We start from the raw sequence: 19,581 nt of genomic DNA, 5'->3' as shown, positions 1-19,581 counted from the left end.
TACGGTTCCCGTTCACATAACCAGCGCGTGCCGGCATCCGCAACTCCGAGGTTACGAGGGCGGGGCTGTTGACTCACCGAGCCAGGGATGGCGAGATGATGCTGCCGGTGCGGTGTCGAACTCACGGAAACCGAACGCCCCGTAGTAGCGTATGGGGAGTTCGACCTGCCGAACGGACCAGCCACGGGCTTCATTGTAACTCGGTACCAAGGGACTCGTATACCGTTGCTCAGACGATTATGGCGCATCATTCGCATCGCCGACGATATTCGGAGCGTGCTTCGTGCGTTCGAGCTTCTGGGCAAGCTTCTTCTCGGACTACGTGGGCGACCTGCGTAGTACGCGCTTGAATCTGGTAGGAGGTTAGCTAAGCATGAGCGGTCCCATCGAGAGGGTCTGTTTGGCGAGCGTCGCGACCCGCAGGATGTACGATGTGAACAGGAGAAATGGCAGCGCTGAGATGGCAAACGCGGCGATAACAACCCAGAGAACGCTCTCGATGCCGAGGAACGTGGCGGAGAACGGCGTCGCATCGACGAAGACGACCATCCCCCGGCGACGGTGAGTGCAATCACTGCGGCATACAGGATGGCTCGTGAGAGTTTCACCAGCGCCCACTGGATATAGAGGTCCTTGATATACTCGCGGACTGGCCCGTACATCGTAAGTGCCTCGAGCAAACTTCTGAACGCGCTTCGTTCTTCGTCGGTGAGGGAGTCTTCGTACTCCATCCCGGGCCGGCGAACGTCGTGCATCCAGCGGTTCGAGATGCTCGCGAAACAGATTCTCCAATGGGGCGGCTCATTCTCAACTGAGTCGGTTCTGGAATTCGAGACTCGGGACGGGAACAATTGATTAAAATCCCAGACGAGCACCTAGCGGAGCTGTAACGCCTCAGCGTTGTGATCCGCGGAGGAGCAGCGGCTCGATGGCAAGTGTCCGTTTCGCTATGGTGAGGATGCGAAGGACGTACGAGACGAACAGCATGAATGGAACGAGTGTCACCGCAAACGCACTGCCCACGACGAGGATGATGTGATCGAGACCGAGTGTACTTCCCGGGAACGTCCCCGCTTCGACGATTGCGACCATGATACCCGCAACGGCCAATGCCGGGACTGCAGCATAGAGAATCATTTGAGACATGTTGATGAGTGCCCACTGGAAGTACAGTGTCTTGATGTGCTCGCGCGCCGGACCAAAAAGAACCAGCGCTGTTTTGAGGTCGTCAAGCAAGCCGCGTTCTTCCTCACTGAGGCTCTCTTCGTATTCATTCGAGAGACGTTCAACTTGGAAGATTTTCCAGCTATAATTGAAATTCAGTGCGGCGAATACCACATCGAACGAGCCGAACTGCGCACCCTCAAGTTGGTCACGTACCGTGTCAGCGTTCCCAGTGACGCTCTCAGCGAATTCATCGACCTCTTCTCGGAGGTTCTCATCATCATTCTTGCCAATTGACTCTCGAAGAGCCGTAGTCCGTTGTGCCGTGATTCCGATGATCTGGCGGAGGAATTCGGATGGATCGGCAGGACTCGGAGCCCCGATTAATTCTTCAGTAAAGTCCCGGACATCCATTGAACTGGCCATCCGCTCGCGTTGATCGCCGAGCGGGCCGTTCTCTTGGGTGAGGACGAGTTGGCCGATCGTGACGACGAGTGTCGTCCCAGTCACGATGACCGTGATCATCGTCGAGAACATCGTGTCGATCATGTCGCCGGACGCGATTTGCTGTGAAAACGGTGGATGGAGGACAGAGACGGCGATCACGAATGCGAGGAACATCGCACTGGTCAGGACGGTGGAGACGAGAAGGCGGTTCGCGCGAAGCAGCACCCAGAGTTTTATCCGACTCTCGCCCGCGCGCTCACGCATCGTGTTGGCCGTGCTGATGTCGGTCTCGTCAGTCATACTGGCTCACTCGATTGGGTAGGTCGCTTGAAAACGAGGTACTTGGTGCCGCCTCCCTCGTGGTCGATCGTCTCCACGAACTCCCAGCCCTCTGCACGAGTTGATTCAACTCTGCTTTTGGATCCTCTGCTTCTTTTTTGGTTTCATCGCTCGACGGGCGAAGCGTCTCGTACTCCCAGCGGGTCGCCTCTGATTCTGACATCACTTCTAGTAGGTACTGCAGCCCTCTATATCCCGTTCCACTACCGAAATGGTACATTATACGGAGAACGGATTTATCGGTCTGTCTCTTTCCAGTCGTCCGTGTCTCCTTCACGGAATTCACCCTTGGCATGGCGCTCGTGGGGCCAGAAGGTGACGCCCAGCAGTACGATGTAGAACACACCCACAACGGCAACCACAGCAATCCCGGGGATACGGGCGATTCCAGCGGTTGTCAGCCAGTCTTGGCGCGGCGCGAACGCTGTAATCCTGAAGACCCATGCGACCGAGAGGACACTGAGCAGAGCAAGGTACACACGCTGGAGCCGATTTGCAAGTGCCTCGTATACCGATACTTTCAGTGTCGGCCTGCGATAGTCCCTGCTCAGTTCCGCTCGCCAATCGTGACTTTCAGTTCCTTGGGACGGATCGAGGGCGTTTGCGAATAGGTTCTCTTGGATGACTCGAACACGAGAGCGAAAGACATCGTAGTCCCGGTACCGCCGTGCTTCGATGCCCAGAAAGATGGTGACGACAACGATCCCGATTAGCAAGATATAGTGTGGGTTATCAGCACTCGAAAACGCCCACGTCAAGATTGCTGCCATCAGCGTCACCGCCCACGTCGTCGTCTCGTCGAGGCGCTGCCGCCACGTCCCCACTCGGTCTATCTCTCCGCGATAGGCGTGGGCCATCACCGAACCGAGTCCCGTACTGTCGTCAACCATTTCGCGACCGATCTCCCGTTGGTCTGGGGCTGTAGGGTCGAACTCGTCGCTACTCGAATCGCTCATAGAGGAGAGACATCTCCTCGCTCCATAAGCAGGTATGGTGACGGCGTGCTCTGAGTGTCAGGTACTGGAGAAGGTACGGTTCGCAGGAATCGAAGCACCGCACGAGGAACACTCGCTCCGTGTCGATCTCATTCGATCTGGATACGATTCCGGCCTCTCTCTTCGTTGTCCCTCTGCTCGCCCAACGTTCCCCCGTCCAGAAAGTTCGTCGTCGGGAACGCGAGTCGCTTCACCAAGTGGTCGTAGTTCCTCAAAATCAGATTGTCGTCCATTCATAGAGTCGTCTGGCAGCACCTTCCTTCGTCTCCATATTTAAATATCAGCCACCAACACCGAACTCGAATCGGCCACCGTTCCAACACTCATCACTCACAGCCACGTTACCTGCTTCCACCCGGAGTTTCTCGCAGTTGGTCACTCCGTGTGGTCGTTCTTTTCGACTTCAGTGACGATCACGTCCCAGTCTGGATGTTCGACTCCATTCCGACATTCGAATGCGCCTTCTACATCGAGTCCGTTCTCGTAGGCCCTGCGAAGTAGGGCCTTTAGCTCAGCATTCAATTCCGCTTTCGACGTGAGTGGGATCTCTTCAGACGTCATCTTCCCGCGTTCCTCCCGTAATTCTCCGCTGGTGGTTCGTGGCTGGGTGCGATACTGACCACACCGTAGCTGTACACAGTTATCGCGTGGTCCTCGTGCGCGAATGTAACGTGGATATCTCCGTCCGTCCCGGTGCGAACGCAGATGAGTGCATCCAACGCGTCTGGGTCAACCGTAGAATGGAGCGGGTTCAGTTCAACCGGGTCCGCGTCCATCACTTGCGCCAGCGTTGCGATAACAGCCATGCTTGCCGGTGTCTTCTCCTGATCAAACTGGGTACGAACAGTCGTAGAGTCTTGGTGATACTCGACTGATTCCACTCCGACCCCAGACACAACTGCGTCCATTTCTACCTATACTAGCGGTCTGAATCGGTTGAACAGGGATACTGATAATACAGGGGGTATAAATATGCTGTCCGCCAGAACGGTCACAACGAACCGGCTAGCGTCGCTCCAATGAGGCGTCGATGCCCGCGCCGGAGTCGTGACGAAAGCGATTGCTGGGTGATACCGAGTTCGTCGGCGATCTCTTCGAGCGACGCCTCGCGCGGGCTGTCGAAGTAGCCACGCTGGTACGCCAATACCAGCGCCTCGCGCTGGGTTTCGGTCAACTCGTAGCCCTGCCCCTGGATCGGAAGCATTGCGTGGACAGCGGTGATCTCTATCGGAATGTCGTTTTCCTGGCACTCCTCCCGAAACTCGGCGATTGCTTCCTGACTTTCGCCGCGCACTTCGAATCGCCACTCGTCTTTCGTTCCGATCCCAGTGAGCACGGCGACGTTGGCCCTGGCCAGGGCACTCAGAACGCCAAAGTACTCTTGTTCCCACTCTGCACGCATGAGATACTCGTCCTCGACGCTATCGATCAATCGGATGTCCGTCACGCCAGGGTGTGGGTCGAACGCGGCTTCGATGTCTTCGGTTTCCACGCCACGCACCCAGAAGTACGGGATGATCAGCGTCTCGTGTGGAATCAGTCGCTCCAGTTCGACCGTCACTCCCGGCAGGTTCTCGAAGACGCTCCCCAGCGGAAACTCGTCTGCTGGACTCGTAAACTCCATCACGGTCGCCATGCGGGAGTCTTCGTCTGACAGACGAATAATTGACGTGGCTGGTGTACCATGGCTTCGACCTAGGCCAAAGCACGGTCAATAGATGGAATTAGCGTATTCCGCGAGCCGATAGGGCTGATTGAATACTGGCTGAACATGGTGCACCATGTCATCTATCTTTGTTGGGCCCTGAACAACCTAGTCTCACAAGAGAGTATGAGTGTGATCACGGAGGTTCGAATTCCACCCGAAGACTTCGAACTCGGGCAGATACTCAATCTCGATGAGGCGTCGGCTATCGAACTCGAAACGCTCGTCCCGAGTGGCGACGTTACCGTACCGCTCTTCTGGGTCTACGAACCGGTGGAACACGGTTTTCTCGATACTGTCCAACGCTATCCGACTGTCAACAGCGTAACGGAGGTGGACGTGTTCGAAGACAGGACTCTATTCAGGCTCGATTGGGATGCGAGCCGGGATCATCTCTTTCGGTGCATTCTGGACCACGAGGGGCAAATTTTGGGTGCGACCGGAACATCTGACGGATGGGATTTCGAGATTCGGTTCTCTCACCGCGAGGCATTAAGTCAGTATCAGACGTGTTGTGAGGACGCGCACATATCACTGAAGGTAATCCGTATATATAATCCTGCGAATCCAGGAGTTGGTCCGTGGTACGGGTTGAGCGAGCCACAACGAGAAGCGCTCATGCTTGCCGTTCAAATGGGTTACTACGACATTCCTCGAGGCTGCACGACCGCAGAACTCGCGGACGAACTTGAAATTTCTGATCAAGCAGTGACAGAGCGTCTGCGTCGTGCCATCGGTGCGTTCACACGGCATGCACTCCTCACCCCCGAGACCGAACCCGAGGCGTAAGTGGGTTGGCAGGTTCCTTTGTGCACCATGGAATAGAACCAGGCAGATGGGGCTCCGCTATGTGAGCATGGATGAGAATGTAAATCGAGGGGTGTCTGATCTGCAGGGTGTCGACGATTTTTCCAGGCCTGCAGAACGAGAGCGACCGATTTCCCCCGATAGGATTCTATCGGCAGTAGAGAACGAACACCGACGGGCTATCCTCAACTCACTGAACAGCGCATCCAATAAGACATTGGAATACGATGCGCTCGTTGACCGCGTTGCAGACAGGATTCGAGACGAAGACGCAGAGCGAGAATCTGACGAATATCGACAACGCGTCCGGATCGCACTTCACCATACCCATCTCCCAAAACTGGAAGAAGCTCGGATTATCGACTATGAGGCTGAAACGGGACACGTCCAGTTTGTTGGCGGTGAACTGGAACAGGATCTCCTGACACTGGTCGAGTCACACGATACCAACGAGTGAATGAAATGCCTTATCTAGACCGATTAGATCATGTTTTGAACTTATTCTATCTATCCAGTGGGATGATATTCTTCAACAAATGCAGAAGAGTGGAACCTCGGTGAGCTTTGCTCACAGGAAGGTGGAACACGGCGAGCGGGGCGTACCGTACCGAACCACCCGTTTCAACCAAGCCCGACGCTCAGTAACACAGCCGACATCCTGGTGGACTCAGAAAGGGCGAGGCCGTCTCGGTCACCGGGAGGCTCCGTCTTCTGAGCACACGGCGCAAAGTGCCGTGAACGTCCCCCGACCCCGAAAGCATCGCAGGGGAAGAATCCGTAGTGTGGGTTGCGAGATGCCGAGCAGTTCTTAACCAACACTAGGTAGAATATTGGCTCTCTGTTGGTTAACCTTTGAAGAGACATCGAGTGGCGGCATCCTCACCCGTCAGAGTTTGCTGGTCATCATCGGTATCGGCGAACAGGGTGGATTGGTCGCTCTCGGACAAGCGCGCTATTTTGGGGCGGTCGTCGACGCCGAATTGGTCTACTTCCGGCTTTTCCGATTGAGAATCATGCTCGCGGTGGTCGACTGCTGCGCCGAAATCCTCTAAGGAGGTTTCGACGCTCCCTTCGAGTACCAAGAGTTGGCCATCATCTCCAAACGCGGTCTGGTGTTGAATCGCTATCTTCGGTTGATTACTCATGTTCTTCGAGCCTCCACCCATTTGAGGCTCGAAAAAACTCTCCGCGAGACGGAGCGTTACGCCTTCTCTGAGCGGATTTCTTCTGCACGTCGCTTGAGCCGTCGAAGAATCTGAATGCGATTCTGGTGGGTATTTTCGTAGGCGACACAGGCACGAAGCGTGTCCATGTCCCCTATCGTCGCAATACTCGGGTCGATGAGTCGGATGTTCGGTGGCTCAAGTCGTTGTTCTGGTGAGAGTCCGCTCGATTCATTGTCTGTGGTGTTGCTCACTGGTTGTCGCCTCCGCTCCTCTTGGAGGCGATACAAACAAGCGAAAGCGGCGTACTGGGGAGTGACAATGGTGAAGACGCTATCGCACAGTTCATCACTCGTTTTTGACCGTCGGACTAGTCGGGGAAATCACGTCGGCCAGTTCGATAGCACTCCCAGCACGGGAAATCACCAGAAAGGTTCGCACAGTCACAGTCGTCGTCTTCTGAGTCTGCTGATTCGGTTCCGTTCTCCTCACCGCTGGGAGATTGGTTCGAAGTCGGAGACTGCACACCGCCGTCGGCTACCAGTTGTTAGTGGCGGACGGCATCGAGAATCGGTTGCCGAATTGCAACGGCAACACGGTGTTTGCACGCCCCGCTGTACTTCACGTCCGCTGGACAGGTGCATGCAGTGGGGAGGTCGTCTTCGATTCGGACGATGTACTCGTGATCCTCCGGATTTGCATGGCTTCGATTCCGAACACGCACATCATCGTCTTGAAGTTCGAACTCGAAGGCTTCGTACTGGGCGCGTTTTCGGACTCTACTTGTCGTCTCTAGTCGGGCGAGTGCTGGTCTGTTCATTCGTTGACCGGGACATCGATGAATCGAGTGCCCCGCACCCGTCAGGGGCACACAAAAACAACGGAGCGAATCGGTTTCAAAACCGTGTTGTACAGCCTTGTTGAAACCCTCAGCTGCGGATAGGACTGGATCGGCGCTGAGCAATACAGAACGTGTATCTATCACTGTCACCGACGACTTGACCTACAGTAGTCAGAAATAATGTGCTGAATACAGGGCGCATATCTGCAGACTCTTTTCTTGAATCTCCAGTAATTGAGAACCGGTGAGTTATCGCTACTGTAACAGTTACTTTTGGGGGTGAATATAGACGTATGACCGCTCTGCTTTTCCTTCAGATTTGGTTCGTCATTCAACGATCACGTCAAGTAGTGGATTCTGTGCAGCCGTTCGGATCGAGGATTGCATCACCCCCGACACCTGGATCGACGGGACAGTCGTCATCGGTGGGATCAAGTGATAATCGAAGAACCAGCCCGAGCTGGACCAGTTCCTGCGGGGAGAAAACGGCTTGATGCTCATCAAGTAGTTCGACTGTCTCATGGCTGAACTTGGCATCGTCGACCGAGTGGTTGGTGACGATTTCGAGCATCCGGTTGAGAGTCGCGTTCCCGGGTGTGGCTGAATCGTCTTCCCAGTCGAAGCCGGCCGCGAAGCTGGGAAGGGACACCGCCGAACAGGGGAACACGTTCTCTTCCGACGTCAGCAGCCTGAGGGCACCGTCCTTGTCCCGACTATTTATCCGCGCGAGGAGACCTGTCGAGTTTCGTCTCGACGCTTTCGTCCGATAGGTGGCTAACTCAGGCCATTCAAGCAGAAACTGCCCGAACACCAGCACCTCAATCGCTCTCGCGATCAACACTTCTTGCCCGGTGTTCATCGAATCCCTATGAAGCGTCATGTGGGTTAGCACTGGCGCTAATAAGCGGTGATGCTCGGACTGGTGACGCGACTGATGGCGGTCGTTGAAAACGATCTCAGGTGCTTTCGACCCCGATTCAGGCAGACGGATACATGCAATCCCATCGTGAGGAACGTCACCGAGACGGACTGCATCGAAGTGCCCATCCTTGATAGCGTTGATCGCGGGTTCTCCGACGGTGCCGTAGAGTGACGCGAGTGCGGCTCGAAGCGGAGGATACGGAACGATCTCTCGGATTTCCTCGTCATCGAACACGGCAGTTGCGTCCTCAACACGGTCGTGATTGGGACAGAAGCGTCGTTCGAGCGTCCGTCTGAGTCGTCGCCCGCTTTCGGCTTCGTATACGTCCCAATAGGGAGGGGCCTTCGCTGGCGATGCTTCGTAAACTACGGGGGAGAAAAACTCACCGTTCGTTGGTGGGAATGCTGGGCGCTTCAATAACTCCTCTGTATTGGGGAATTTTTCGTGCTTCTCGTGTTTTACCAACAGGAAATCACCGTCTCCTGTGTAAGCATGGGGGCTTTGCTCCCAAGACCCCCTCTCTGTTTTCCCTCCGACGACGAACTGTCCGTCGGCCGCTTGCATGGCTGCCTCTGCACGAAAACCTTCCAGCATGGTCGTCCATTGTTCTTCGCCTGATGCGTCGATTTTCACCAACCAAAGGGGTTCGCCGATCAACATGAACCCGCCATCAGACGTTTCAACGACAGCTGTTATCTCCCGTAAGTCATCGGAGGTGAATGTCCATTTCTCCTCACCATTCTGGTCTACTCGTACGAGCCAGCCCTGCCCTTCGTCACACTCTTCTGGAGCAGTCCTTCCACCGAGTGCGAACCCGCCATCGCCAGATTGAGTTAGTGAACTGAAATAATCGTGGCCGTCTCCCCCGTATTCCTTTCGTAATTCGACATCCCCGTCAGAATCCCACTTGATCAGTAGTCCCTGTCTTCGATCCCGTGGTCCAGTCCACACCGCAGCGGCGAAACCACCATCGGCGGTGGCTGTGAACCCGCTTCCTCCGGGGAGATCGTAGGCATCGGCCCATTTGAGGGCACCATTTTCGTCAACTTTGACGACCCCCCACCCCTGAAAGGCTTCATATGACCTCCCAAAGAGTCCGAATCCATTGTCACACGTACGGTCGACCGCCGAAGCTTTTGCAAAGTTGTCGACGGTCTTGGACCAGACGTCCCTTCCGTCAGAATCAATTTTTGCAAGCCAGAGAAATTTCCCCCTCCCCCCGGCCACAACGATATCGCCGTCGCCCGCTCGAACGACCGCATTTGGGAAGGATTCTGAGAAGACCCGCCCCCAGAGTTTCTCTCCGGATGAATCCGTCCGTACGAGCCAGCTAGTATAGCCACTGTCGCTGAACGACCGTGTCCTCCCAACAAGAGCGAACCCTCCGTCGTCGGTTTCCGTCATATCATCACACCCGTCCCAATCGTCTCCACCGTAGGTGCGCCTCCAGTCGAGTCGAGGTGGGGTGAATGTTGATGAAGACGAAATAAAGTCATCGGTCCGGCGTGAAGGATCGTCGATCCGCTGCTCTCGTGCGTCTGCGCGACTACTAGCCGATGCCAGATTCGAGATGATTGCCATTGATGACGCAATATCCTTGAGCACGATCCGTCTCGTTGGTTGATCATAAAGCGAGTCGAGCGAGAATGGAGTCAATGTGTAACCGTAGTGTTGCGGGTCACTCTTTGTTATTCGGTAGTTAGGGGGTATACACATCTCCTACTACGCCGGAGTCCTCCCGAAACCGTCTAAACGTTCGAGGGGGCGAAGGATAGACAGAGTTCTGCCTGATGTTCTTGAATCCTCACCCAACAATTACCCGCGCAATGAACGGACTCCGTTGGCTTTGGTAACCGCGCGAGCGAACACAGTGAGCGAGCGCGGTCGCCGAGCGGCCGCGGATTCTCAGTAGTGGTCCACTATTAAAAACCAAATAGCGCCAACTGTTGTCTGAGTCTAAATCTTCAATGAACCGGATGCCATTGATCAACGTGACTGAGTCCTCGTACCCTCACTCTCCAGGACAGTTTTGGCTTCCTCGCCACCGGCGATATCCGTCGTGTGAATGTAGACTTCGGTCGCCACGCCCGTACTGAGGTACTGGGCTACGAATGCAGCAAGGGCGTGTTGGCCCACTCGCCGTGTCGATTACGCGAGTACGGCACCGCTTCGAACCATTCGAAGTTCGTCCTCGCGTCGGAGTCTACTCGCCGATTTTGTGCATGATCGAGGCGACAACAGAGACGCGCCCGTTCGCCCGAGTGTACTCGAACATTGTCGGGACCCCGAACATGCCATTGTGGTGGACTGTTACGGGTCCACGCATTGGCTCAATCGCCGGGGCCAGTGACTCCGTACAGATCTTGCTCTCCGGAGCTATCGAGTTATTCCAGTGGGGAAGGAACGGAGACTCTACTAAATCATCCGGGGTGGCCTCAAACTCTAACTGGGGGCGGTCGTCCGGTGCGTCCACGAATGTGAACGTAACGCATTCCGTATCGAGGTCGCTTTCGATGAGCACGTGCTGATGTGGCCGTATGAGGTTCACCAGCGCTTCCAGTCGCCCCGACGGAATCACAAAGTCGACGTGTTTGTACGTCCAGTACGTTTCGAGAATCGATTCCCGCTGGTCGTCCGAATCGTCGAACGGCGGTCGCTCCCCGTCGATATCGAACCTTTCGCGCCCCGTGTCCAGTTCGAACCCGGCCGTAGGTGAGTAGTGAAGTGCTACACGCTCGCCTGGGTCAGTGGTGTCAAGTGCGCTTGCGAGGGCGTCCGTGTCTAGTCCGAGCTTGACCCCCTCCGTTTGGAAGACCTGGAACGAGTCAACGGGAATATCCACGTACGGCCAGTAGCAGTGCTTGCTCATCCCTCGAGCTTTGAGACCTTCGCTGGCTTCCACGAAGAGGAGGGCGTTGGGTCCGACGTGGCTGAATACGTCGGCTAACGCCGCGAGCACCTCGCGGTCGACAACTGCAAAGAACTCATCGCTGGGGGCAGCAGTCGGTCCGAAATCATCCTCGTGGTCGAGAGCGTGGCTCTCTTGACCGCGGTCTACGGTCGTGTCTTCCATTTAACAGGACTTCATGAACTAACGACAAAAATTTATCTTTTTTCGAGCCCACTAGACCATTGTTTCACTGCCGAACCTTCGCCTTCAGGGAAGGCCGCAGTTACCCTGACCATGTCTGGGTTGACCCGAACCAATTCTTCGATCCACGCCTGCTTTGAAACTGTGGACGTCTCCTCTATCGGGAGTCGCTTGTCGGGATCTTCAACGCCCGAGTAGAGGAGGAACTGGGTGAGGTTTACTGTCTCGGCATCGTCATGAGGTTCGATTACGAGATATGACGGGCCGGTGCGGAACGTAAGCATCGTTTCAGAATCCGTGACGATTGCCTCCGTGGTAGCGAGGAGACGCGCGAGGTCTTCCGATAGCCACACACCGACGTGCGTATCGTCGGTTCCGATCAGATACACTCCATCGACCGTGACTATTAAAGGACCGAACGGATCCGAGTCATTCTCGGCACAAACCGTTGCTGGAAGTTCTCCGTGTACTCAACTTCGTCATCGACACCGCCGTACTTCTCGATGAAGTCCTGTAGATGCTTTTTACTTATTTTCGCCAATCTTGTTGTGGAGTCTCCCTTTTTGAGCTAAATAATCTTTTTATCTGAATCTTTAACCACGAGTCTGGTTTCACCGCACCGTCTAGTCAGCACAGTTTGAGAAACGAGGAGGTTGTAGCGGTTGTGTCCATTCAAGCCGCTAGCCTGCTCAGAGAGACGTTAGACACGGCGACGCTTGAATGTTGGCAGCGGGAGCGGTGTTCGTTACTCGCTCTTTCTGTCGGGGAAGAGATTCGAAAACTCCCCCTGCTTCAGGCTGTGTTCGGAAATAACCCGAGACTCAAAGTCGACGCAGATCACATCAAGAGCATCGACCAATCGGTCAAGTGCTACCGCCAATCGTTCGCGGTTCCGCTCACCGAGTTCGGTGTCTTCGAACCAGATGTCGGTGTACGTCCAAACGGCGATCTGATAATAGTTGCACCTATCGTCCGAACTATCGTTATAGAACACGTCGATTCGAAACACGTCTTCGACAGGCGACTGGTCTATAACCTCCTCACCCGTCCATTGGCGATACCGATCGGATGTCGCGTCTATTAGATGCTCACCGTCTTTGAGGTCGATTCGTGTCCTATTTCCATTGATTGTGAGTCGCCGGAACGTCCCCGTTCCGCCGTCCGTATACTCACGGAGTTCCGTGGTTATCTCGGCGGCGGTTAGTCCGTTAGGCGACTCAATCTTACCTGTTACCGGGACATCCCCGTCCGAGTCGGGTTCGGGAATCCACAGCACGTACTCTGTGTTCGTCGGACAGACGAATCCATCAAAAGAAGCGAGCAGGTCGTTGACGAGAGAGACGGCTTCTTCGATGTTTGCGGACGGTTCGGCGTCCGATACCGTCTTGAAGACCCATGCCGTGTCGATGTCGACCCGGTTGGCGACGAACGATTCGTTTTTCATTTCGGAATGTCTCTTTGACGAGGAATATGGGGTTTACTTGAGTATTTTTACGTCGTCTGTCTTCATTCGTGTTCAAGCAATCACTATAATCGACGTCCCTACTTTTTAGGGCACCCCAGATGGCCCCGCACTCGCTACAGCGTTCGTGATAATACGTTTCGATAGCCATTATCGTTAAATCTCTTGTGTGTCTTATATTTTTTGCTCTACAGTGTTTCTTCCCGTTCTTGGAGGTACTCCCGAAATTCACGGATTTGATGGTGGTCACCTACGTCAGGGTCAAGATTAGTTCTTTGTCGATTGCTTCGTGAGAGAGACGGAGTATTTCATCAGCTAAGGCTTGCCTAATAACAGTAATCTTCCGATCGGACGAACGAGTTATTTTGGTTTATTTTCTGATTCATCAAGGTAACGGTTGGCGTTCGCGATACTAGCTTGAATTCGCTGGAGAAACATATCATCTTCAAGTTCAGGGTTTAGATTCAATATTTTCTCCCGATATTCCTCGGCTTCCCGAACGAGTTCAGTGACCCACGCCCGCTTATCGCAAATAGCAGTCGTGTCTATTGAGAGTCGTTCCTCGGGATTATGGGCCGCTTCGTAACCTCCACAGCCAGTTACAAATATGGTTTCCTCATCTCGTGGCTCAAAAACGAGATAGGTCGGTCCACCGGTGTACTCAATGATCTGTTTTTCACCAGCAAAGATACTATCAACTGCTTCCAGCAACTCCGCGATTGTTCGAGACATAAAACTATCTGCTTTTTTGACTTCTTTGCCGCCTATATAGACACTCATCACGACAATCGGATCGGCAGTTCCACTCTTGATTTGCCGTTCGAACCCTTCTCCGTAATCAATTTCGATTGTGATATCAGTCATCATGGATATCCTCCCAGCCACCTCTTCCCTCTAAGAGATCGGGACGCCACTTCCTAACTGCGTCGCCTTCCAGAGGAATAGCGGTTTCAACTGAGCCATCATTATTAACTAGCACCCGCATTTTCCCAATCCCAGAATACGGGTATCCGTTGTTAGTCGGCTCGAAGTAGTACTTGTCATTATATTTTGATTCCTGATCGGGGTCCTTCACTGCTTTGACGATAATCCTTTTTAATTCAGTCTCGGATATAGTATCCGGTAATTTTCGCCCTTGGACAGTTTGTCCGAGAGGGAAGAAGGAAGTTTTCCCTGTCGTTTGAAGATCCGTACTACCGAGCACGTGACGACTGGTGATGTGGATCCAACCGCCGTCGTGGTCACCCAACTCCATCCACCGAACGTTCCCATCTATATCTTCAACAACAAGTTCTGTTGTACTCAGATCGCCACTTCTCTCCTCGATTTCGAGGAGTTGCTGGGCACTCAAATCAGAGTCACCCAAATACTCCTCGTTACTATCATCCATCAACTTCGACGCCCGCCGAAGGTCGTTCCCACCGATGTCGTCGCGCTTGTACGCCCGAACGAGAGGCGCAACGTCCCTGCCGTCCCGTTCGATTTTATTCAGCCGTCTAGCTGTCTTAGGGTCAACGTCATCAAGCTCATCGAGTAGATCCACATAATTTTGCCCACCGTCGGCGACCCTTTTCGGACTCTCTCCTCGTGCGATTCCCCGACCGAGCTTCCGCTGGGTTCGCTCAGTGAATCCGTCGATCTTGGACAGTGCGACTCCATTCGCGTCTGAGAGCTTTTGATAGACGCGATACTGCTGGCCTGCCGTCTTCACCCCCGACAGTACTTGCCGCCCACTCGCTTTCCCTAAGTGGAGACTCCCTTTCGCCGCACGCGCACCCAGCCTGTATCCGCCTTTCTTGACGGGCTCGGTCGTCCGGCCTTTCGCCGTGTCGAGATACCGATTCGCCTGCGTCACTCGGCCATTGCTGTCGAGTCTCTCGACCACTTTCTGGAACTGAGTCGAACTCTTAATCGACTTCGTGGCCTGGTCGCCCACCACCATCGACGCGAGGAAGTAAACCCCATATCCGAGGTAGTAGCCCGTCTCGAACGTCTGATAGTGGCTCGTCTCCGTGGCGGGGTCGTACGGATTGTTCCGATCCTGCTTTTCTTTCACGTCCTCGACCATCTGTTGGGGCATCGCCGCCAGCAACTTCGAGAGCAGACCGAGGTCGGTCATCACCTCGACCAGCTGCCCGAGTGCGCCTAAGACCCCGAACGGGTCGTCAGCAATCGCCTCAATCGTGCGGGCGGTCCCGCCCATGCCCGCGGTGAATCCCGACAGCAGGCCGAGATTGCCTGCGGTGTCCTCATCGGCCATCGACCCCAACTCGCCTGCGAGTGTGCCGTAGAAGTTCGACCGCTCCATTCCAACGCGCTGGTGCGTGTTGGCATGGCGGTCGCTCGCGCGAACCGTCACGGTCGTGCCGAACACCCCATCGAACGTCGATTCGAGCACGCCCGTCTGGAACTGCGTGCTAGCGCTGTAGGCTTCGGGGGCGTCGTCGAACTGCTCGCTAAACCGTACCTCGTCGCCTTTCACCACCGCCGTCGTATCGAGCCCGCTCGGGTCATCGGCCGAGTATCCGAGCGAATACGTCGTCTCTCCACCATCGGTCCCGAAGTTCGCACGGAAGACATCGATCTCCGGTCCCTTGTAATCGTGAATTGTCGGGTCAGTGCCTTCTGCGAGTTCCTCACTATCCGCGATACCATCGCCATCCGTATCCGTAGCAGCGGGGTTCGTCCCGAACTCGACTTCTTTGCCATCGGGAATTCCGTCGCCGTCGGTGTCGGCATCGTAGGGGTCTGTCTGCACGCTTTGCGTGTCGAGATAGGTGCCCGGATCTGTCTCGCCGTAGAGTGCGTTCAGGAACTGCTTCGAACTTTGGGGCGAATCGGTGTATCGGACAGTCTGGGTACCGTACGTTTCCTCGTAGTCATCCAGTCCATCACTATCTGAATCGACTTTCGTCGGGTCACTTTCGAGTTCGAAGTACCCATTATCCACGTATCCCGAGATGTAGCCAGCGACCTCCTCACCATCTGAGAGCCCGTCGCCGTCGGTATCCGAATCGTACGGGTCAGTGTACACCCGACCCGTACCCGTCTTGATACCGTGTTCCTCCAAGCGATTCGTCAGGCCGTCACCGTCGCTGTCACGCTTGAGTTCGACATCGACGTAACTAACGCTCGCACCCGAAAGATTCTCCGTGCGCACCCAGATGGTTACCTGTTCGCCCGACGGCGGCTCGAATGTCTCGTCGATGTACGCACCCTCATGCACACGCTCGCCGTTCTCTCCATCGAGGTCGACTATCGTCCGCGTCTCGCTTCCGACCGACACTGCGACCTCGGCGCTCGCGTTGCTTTCTTCAGCGAACGCTGACACCAATCCGGTGACATCGACTTCGACGGCGTCGGCCGGAATCGAAATTGAACGGTCAAGTTCGGCCGACCCGAGTTGTGTCGGGGGGTCAGGCGACCCGCCACCACCGTTCTGGGGGTCGTCATCTTCCGGTGTGGTCGTTGTCTCCTCCGGGTCATCATCACCGCCGTCGTCACCGTGGCCCGGACACCTCTCGATGTAGATGCACAGGTCGTCGTCACCGGTTCCGCCACCATCGTCGTCGCTCTCATCATCATCGCCCCCGGTTCCGTCGTCGTCTCCATCGTCTGGCGGCTGGACACAGTCGCCGTCGGGCGTCGGAATACACTCGATACCCGCTCCATCGTCCTGGGCTGAGTCGCCGCTTTTCAGTGCGCTCGCTGTCTCGGGTGCGTCAACACCGACAATCGCACTTCCGTCACTCGTTTCACAGTCGCCCGTACAGTTCCACCCGCTCAGATTCCCGAACGACTCTTCGAGCACGTAGTTCGGGTCGGGCTTCGCGGGCGAGTCCATGTACTTCTCCCACGCCGAGGCGTTCATTGCCACAAACGTCGAAAAGTGCGGTGTCGTCCCTGTCACCGTATTATTCGCTGCATCCACTTCCGAGGGGAGTTTGACGTACGTCTGCTGGGACTCGTTGTACGTGTAGACTGCCACGTCTTTCTCGTTGCTCACCGTCGTCTCGTCGTACTCAATCGAGAGGTTTGCCTCCTCGAACTCCGCGTCAGCCTCGAAGTTCAGGACCTCCGAGGCCGACGCGTTCGACACTGTTTCAGTCTGAATCTGCTCGTTCGATTCGTTTTCAATAGAGACCGTCTCCGCAATATTCCCCTCCCCCGAAATCTCGACGCCTGCTCCGACCGACTCGTTTTCTGTCTCGGTCGAGAACGTCTCGTTACCGTCGAGCACACCATCGCCGTCGGTGTCGTTATCCGTGGGGTCGGTCCCGAGAACGAGTTCCTCGCTGTCGTTCAACCCATCGGCATCGGTGTCGCGAACGAGCGGGTCGGTGCCGTTCGCCAACTCCGCCGAATCATTCAGACCGTCACCATCGGTATCGGCTCGAATCGGATTCGTTCCCGCGGCCTGCTCGCGCTCGTTCGAAAGTGTGTCGTTGTCGGGGTCTTCAGCGGGGTCAGCCACGCTGTCGTTGTCAGTATCAGTTTCGAGCGGGTCAATACCTCGCGTATCGAGTTCGAAACCATCGCGGAGGCCGTCGCCGTCGGTATCATTATCGAGCGGGTCGGTGCCGAACCGATACGCCTCGTAGGCGGTTTCGCCGTCACTGTCGAAGTCCTCGGCTCCGTCGGTCGCGTTATTCCCCGATTCGTTTTGAGAGGTCTGGGTCGCGTTGCTGTCGGGGTCGAGCGGGTCGGTACCCGTAACGTTCAGTTCGTACCAGTCGGGTAGGCCGTCGCCGTCTAATTTGAGGTGGCTGACGCTACTCGTCGCGTTTGCGTCCCCACTGTCCTCGGACGCCCAGCGTCGGTTCGGGTCGGTCGCCACCACGTCGATGTCGGCGACCTGCTCAGTCAGTGTGAGATTTGTTTCGAACGTGCCGACCGTGCCGGGTGTGGTGTTCACGTCGAGCGAGACGGAGCGATTCGCGCCGTTGAGCGACACTCGGAGGGGGTCGAGTTCGTGCCCGCGCACGTCGAAGACCCGACCAGCGACTCGATACGTCGCATTCTCCTCGCGAGGCATATCCTCGCGCGTACTGATGGTCACGTTCGGGCGCGTGGCGAGGTCCATCACGTCGAGTGCGCGCTGAGCGTGCGTCCACGCCACCTTGTAGTGGGTGATGGCGGTATGGTACTGACCGCGGTCGCGGAAGCGCTCGGCGCGGTCGCGGGCGTCCTTTGCGTCGGTGATATTCTCACGGACTGCTTCGGTGTCGAACGAAATGTTTCGAGCGTGCAGAGTCGTATTCACGCGTTCGGCGTCCGCGATGGCACTCCGGGTGAGGCGTTCGTCGGATGCCACGAGCAGTCGCGTTACGTTCGGCGCGAATTTCGGGGGTGTACTCGCCTGTTTGTCGAGGTCGAACAAGCGCGTCGAGTTGGTTCGATTCGCGTCGAGGACGTAGTCGAGTGAATCGTCGAGGGCTTCGAGCGCCTCCGTCCGGTGGCTCGCGGCCGAGTTGCCCGGGCCGTCGAACTCAGCTGTTTGGAGCGCATCGATAGCCGCGAGACGGTAGTCGGCGGCCGAGGCGTTGTCTGCGACGGTGACGTTGATGGTCGCGTTCTCGAACGCGCTGTTGTTGGTGCCGAGGTCTGAGCGGTTTTTGTCGAGGCCGGGCGGTGTCTCGGAACTCTGCACCCAGTCGGGTGGCCCGCGCTCGTCGTCCGAACTCGGCGGCCCGGCCCACGACGGCGGACCCCCACCCGGATTATCTGGTGGACCGCCACCTCGGTCATCCGGTGGTCCGCCGCCCGGATTCTCCGGTGGGCCGTTCCCAGGGTTATCTGGCGGCCCTCCACCGGGGTTGTCTGGTGGGCCACCACTGCGATTCTCGGGAGGGCCGCCACCCGGAGAGTCGGAGGTATTTTCGCTCTCATTTCCGGGCGGCCCTTCACCCGGAGCCCCGGGCGAACCGTTCCCACCGTTTCCATTGTCATTGCCGGGGCCACCGGGAGTTGAGACGGTGGTCGTGGCATCGTTTGCGACGGCCGTCGTCGATGGTGTCTGGGTCGGAGCGTTGCCGTTTCCATTCCCGTTTCCGTTAGACCCATTCTTTTCGGAAGTATCTCCGAAGAAGGGGATGTCGATTTCGGGGAGGACACTTGGAGAGTCATTTTGATGTGTGGGTTCAAAAGCTGCAGTCGCGGGGGTGAGCGTGGCGGTGACGACGAGGATGGAGAGGACGACGGCGAGGATGCGACGTGTCCGACGGTGCATATCGTGGTCAACAAATAGACATACTAAATATCTGTCTTGTAGTATCAAAAACGATAATTTGAGGTAGAAAATATATCGGAACTCGCACTGAATTGGATATGATACGGGCTGATATCACTATCTCGTCGGTGGATTTTGGCGATTCACCGAATTTGATAACCGCGCGAGCGAACGCAGTGAGCGAGCGCGGTTGCCGAGTGAGCGAAGCGAACGAGGTAAGGTCACGAGAAGATGCACATCCAATCAGACGAAGTCTAGCCCACCGACAGAGCGAGGTTTGGTGCTAGCTATTCTTGCTCTCCTACGAGAGTTCGTATTCAACGATATCTGCTGGCCCACAGTACGGACATGCATCCGTACTTGAAGCCACTGTCGTCCCACAGGTACGACATTCGTAGATCGCCACTGGTTCGCGG

Annotated in this window: 19 protein-coding genes and 2 pseudogenes; 3 read left to right on the top strand and 18 right to left on the bottom strand. The window is 55.9% G+C overall.

What is annotated here, in order from left to right:
- Nucleotides 1-363 precede the first annotated feature (363 nt).
- From EKH81_RS19480 to EKH81_RS18185, 8 genes and pseudogenes are all read right to left on the bottom strand, one after another.
- A complete protein-coding gene (locus EKH81_RS19480; RefSeq protein WP_202935205.1) occupies nt 364-549 on the bottom strand; it encodes a DUF7972 family membrane protein in 186 nt (61 codons plus the stop codon).
- Nucleotides 550-894: 345 nt separating this feature from the next.
- Nucleotides 895-1,911 (bottom strand): DUF7972 family membrane protein, encoded by a 1,017-nt coding sequence (locus EKH81_RS18215; RefSeq protein WP_132060987.1) that lies wholly within the window; start codon nt 1,909-1,911, stop codon nt 895-897.
- A pseudogene (locus tag EKH81_RS19675) lies at nt 1,908-2,113 on the bottom strand (hypothetical protein). The gene EKH81_RS18215 and the pseudogene EKH81_RS19675 overlap by 4 nt, the downstream one beginning before the upstream one ends.
- A 73-nt stretch (nt 2,114-2,186) precedes the next feature.
- A complete protein-coding gene (locus EKH81_RS18205) occupies nt 2,187-2,906 on the bottom strand; it encodes a DUF2270 domain-containing protein (RefSeq protein WP_132061278.1) in 720 nt (239 codons plus the stop codon).
- 128 nt (nt 2,907-3,034) lie between these two features.
- Entirely contained in the window at nt 3,035-3,178 is a 144-nt protein-coding gene (locus tag EKH81_RS18200) for a hypothetical protein (RefSeq protein WP_162224669.1), read from the bottom strand.
- Between the two features lie 142 nt (nt 3,179-3,320).
- Nucleotides 3,321-3,506, bottom strand: a complete 186-nt coding sequence (locus EKH81_RS18195) for a hypothetical protein (RefSeq protein WP_132060990.1) — start codon at nt 3,504-3,506, stop codon at nt 3,321-3,323.
- Complete coding sequence (locus EKH81_RS19915; protein ID WP_368407736.1) at nt 3,503-3,721, bottom strand: HalOD1 output domain-containing protein; 219 nt, start codon at nt 3,719-3,721, stop codon at nt 3,503-3,505. The genes EKH81_RS18195 and EKH81_RS19915 overlap by 4 nt, the downstream gene beginning before the upstream one ends.
- 215 nt (nt 3,722-3,936) lie before the next feature.
- Nucleotides 3,937-4,581 (bottom strand): helix-turn-helix domain-containing protein, encoded by a 645-nt coding sequence (locus EKH81_RS18185; protein ID WP_132060996.1) that lies wholly within the window; start codon nt 4,579-4,581, stop codon nt 3,937-3,939.
- Nucleotides 4,582-4,776: 195 nt separating this feature from the next.
- Here EKH81_RS18185 and EKH81_RS18180 point away from each other — a divergent pair, with 195 nt between their 5' ends.
- Nucleotides 4,777-5,439, top strand: a complete 663-nt coding sequence (locus EKH81_RS18180) for a helix-turn-helix domain-containing protein (RefSeq protein WP_132060999.1) — start codon at nt 4,777-4,779, stop codon at nt 5,437-5,439.
- A 46-nt stretch (nt 5,440-5,485) separates the two neighbouring features.
- Nucleotides 5,486-5,914, top strand: coding sequence for a DUF7344 domain-containing protein (locus EKH81_RS19475; protein WP_202935203.1), 429 nt, complete (start codon nt 5,486-5,488; stop codon nt 5,912-5,914).
- Nucleotides 5,915-6,302: 388 nt separating this feature from the next.
- Here the strand turns inward: EKH81_RS19475 and EKH81_RS18170 are convergent, their stop codons facing one another.
- The 10 genes and pseudogenes from EKH81_RS18170 to EKH81_RS18130 form a co-directional block, all read right to left on the bottom strand.
- Nucleotides 6,303-6,602 carry a hypothetical protein gene (locus EKH81_RS18170; RefSeq protein WP_132061002.1) on the bottom strand — a complete coding sequence of 100 codons (300 nt, stop codon included), beginning with the start codon at nt 6,600-6,602 and terminating at the stop codon, nt 6,303-6,305.
- Between the two features lie 56 nt (nt 6,603-6,658).
- Nucleotides 6,659-6,874 carry a DUF8129 domain-containing protein gene (locus EKH81_RS19670; protein WP_132061006.1) on the bottom strand — a complete coding sequence of 72 codons (216 nt, stop codon included), beginning with the start codon at nt 6,872-6,874 and terminating at the stop codon, nt 6,659-6,661.
- A 293-nt stretch (nt 6,875-7,167) separates the two neighbouring features.
- Nucleotides 7,168-7,440 carry an SWIM zinc finger family protein gene (locus EKH81_RS19665; protein WP_132061009.1) on the bottom strand — a complete coding sequence of 91 codons (273 nt, stop codon included), beginning with the start codon at nt 7,438-7,440 and terminating at the stop codon, nt 7,168-7,170.
- A gap of 364 nt (nt 7,441-7,804) precedes the next feature.
- Nucleotides 7,805-9,787, bottom strand: a complete 1,983-nt coding sequence (locus EKH81_RS18155; protein WP_132061012.1) for a hypothetical protein — start codon at nt 9,785-9,787, stop codon at nt 7,805-7,807.
- Nucleotides 9,788-10,325: 538 nt separating this feature from the next.
- Nucleotides 10,326-10,507: pseudogene (locus tag EKH81_RS19910) on the bottom strand (hypothetical protein); the annotation flags it as partial.
- A gap of 79 nt (nt 10,508-10,586) precedes the next feature.
- Nucleotides 10,587-11,456 carry a hypothetical protein gene (locus EKH81_RS18150; RefSeq protein WP_132061015.1) on the bottom strand — a complete coding sequence of 290 codons (870 nt, stop codon included), beginning with the start codon at nt 11,454-11,456 and terminating at the stop codon, nt 10,587-10,589.
- Nucleotides 11,457-11,488: 32 nt separating this feature from the next.
- Entirely contained in the window at nt 11,489-11,863 is a 375-nt protein-coding gene (locus tag EKH81_RS18145; protein WP_132061018.1) for a hypothetical protein, read from the bottom strand.
- Nucleotides 11,864-12,219: 356 nt separating this feature from the next.
- On the bottom strand, nt 12,220-12,918 hold the full coding sequence (locus EKH81_RS18140) for a hypothetical protein (protein WP_132061021.1): 699 nt from the start codon (nt 12,916-12,918) through the stop codon (nt 12,220-12,222).
- A gap of 378 nt (nt 12,919-13,296) precedes the next feature.
- On the bottom strand, nt 13,297-13,800 hold the full coding sequence (locus EKH81_RS18135) for a hypothetical protein (RefSeq protein ID WP_132061024.1): 504 nt from the start codon (nt 13,798-13,800) through the stop codon (nt 13,297-13,299).
- Complete coding sequence (locus EKH81_RS18130; RefSeq protein ID WP_132061027.1) at nt 13,793-17,851, bottom strand: hypothetical protein; 4,059 nt, start codon at nt 17,849-17,851, stop codon at nt 13,793-13,795. Before EKH81_RS18130 ends, EKH81_RS18135 begins: the two co-directional genes overlap by 8 nt.
- A 225-nt stretch (nt 17,852-18,076) precedes the next feature.
- Between EKH81_RS18130 and EKH81_RS18125 the strand changes: the two genes are divergently transcribed.
- On the top strand, nt 18,077-18,361 hold the full coding sequence (locus EKH81_RS18125) for a hypothetical protein (RefSeq protein ID WP_132061030.1): 285 nt from the start codon (nt 18,077-18,079) through the stop codon (nt 18,359-18,361).
- Nucleotides 18,362-19,581 lie beyond the last annotated feature (1,220 nt).

The sequence above is a fragment of the Halorussus amylolyticus genome, from assembly GCF_004143485.2.
In the GTDB taxonomy this organism is placed as follows: Archaea; Halobacteriota; Halobacteria; order Halobacteriales; family Haladaptataceae; genus Halorussus; species Halorussus amylolyticus.
This window is presented reverse-complemented; position numbering and strand designations above follow the sequence as displayed.

Coding starts and splice junctions, on each gene's coding strand:
- EKH81_RS19480 (WP_202935205.1), bottom strand. CDS start 549: ATGGTCGTCTTCGTCGATGCGACGCCGTTCTCCGCCACGTTCCTCGGC.
- EKH81_RS18215 (WP_132060987.1), bottom strand. CDS start 1,911: ATGACTGACGAGACCGACATCAGCACGGCCAACACGATGCGTGAGCGC.
- EKH81_RS18205 (WP_132061278.1), bottom strand. CDS start 2,906: ATGAGCGATTCGAGTAGCGACGAGTTCGACCCTACAGCCCCAGACCAA.
- EKH81_RS18200 (WP_162224669.1), bottom strand. CDS start 3,178: ATGGACGACAATCTGATTTTGAGGAACTACGACCACTTGGTGAAGCGA.
- EKH81_RS18195 (WP_132060990.1), bottom strand. CDS start 3,506: ATGACGTCTGAAGAGATCCCACTCACGTCGAAAGCGGAATTGAATGCT.
- EKH81_RS19915 (WP_368407736.1), bottom strand. CDS start 3,721: ATGGACGCGGACCCGGTTGAACTGAACCCGCTCCATTCTACGGTTGAC.
- EKH81_RS18185 (WP_132060996.1), bottom strand. CDS start 4,581: ATGGCGACCGTGATGGAGTTTACGAGTCCAGCAGACGAGTTTCCGCTG.
- EKH81_RS18180 (WP_132060999.1), top strand. CDS start 4,777: ATGAGTGTGATCACGGAGGTTCGAATTCCACCCGAAGACTTCGAACTC.
- EKH81_RS19475 (WP_202935203.1), top strand. CDS start 5,486: ATGGGGCTCCGCTATGTGAGCATGGATGAGAATGTAAATCGAGGGGTG.
- EKH81_RS18170 (WP_132061002.1), bottom strand. CDS start 6,602: ATGAGTAATCAACCGAAGATAGCGATTCAACACCAGACCGCGTTTGGA.
- EKH81_RS19665 (WP_132061009.1), bottom strand. CDS start 7,440: ATGAACAGACCAGCACTCGCCCGACTAGAGACGACAAGTAGAGTCCGA.
- EKH81_RS18155 (WP_132061012.1), bottom strand. CDS start 9,787: ATGACGGAAACCGACGACGGAGGGTTCGCTCTTGTTGGGAGGACACGG.
- EKH81_RS18150 (WP_132061015.1), bottom strand. CDS start 11,456: ATGGAAGACACGACCGTAGACCGCGGTCAAGAGAGCCACGCTCTCGAC.
- EKH81_RS18140 (WP_132061021.1), bottom strand. CDS start 12,918: ATGAAAAACGAATCGTTCGTCGCCAACCGGGTCGACATCGACACGGCA.
- EKH81_RS18135 (WP_132061024.1), bottom strand. CDS start 13,800: ATGACTGATATCACAATCGAAATTGATTACGGAGAAGGGTTCGAACGG.
- EKH81_RS18125 (WP_132061030.1), top strand. CDS start 18,077: ATGGTACTGACCGCGGTCGCGGAAGCGCTCGGCGCGGTCGCGGGCGTC.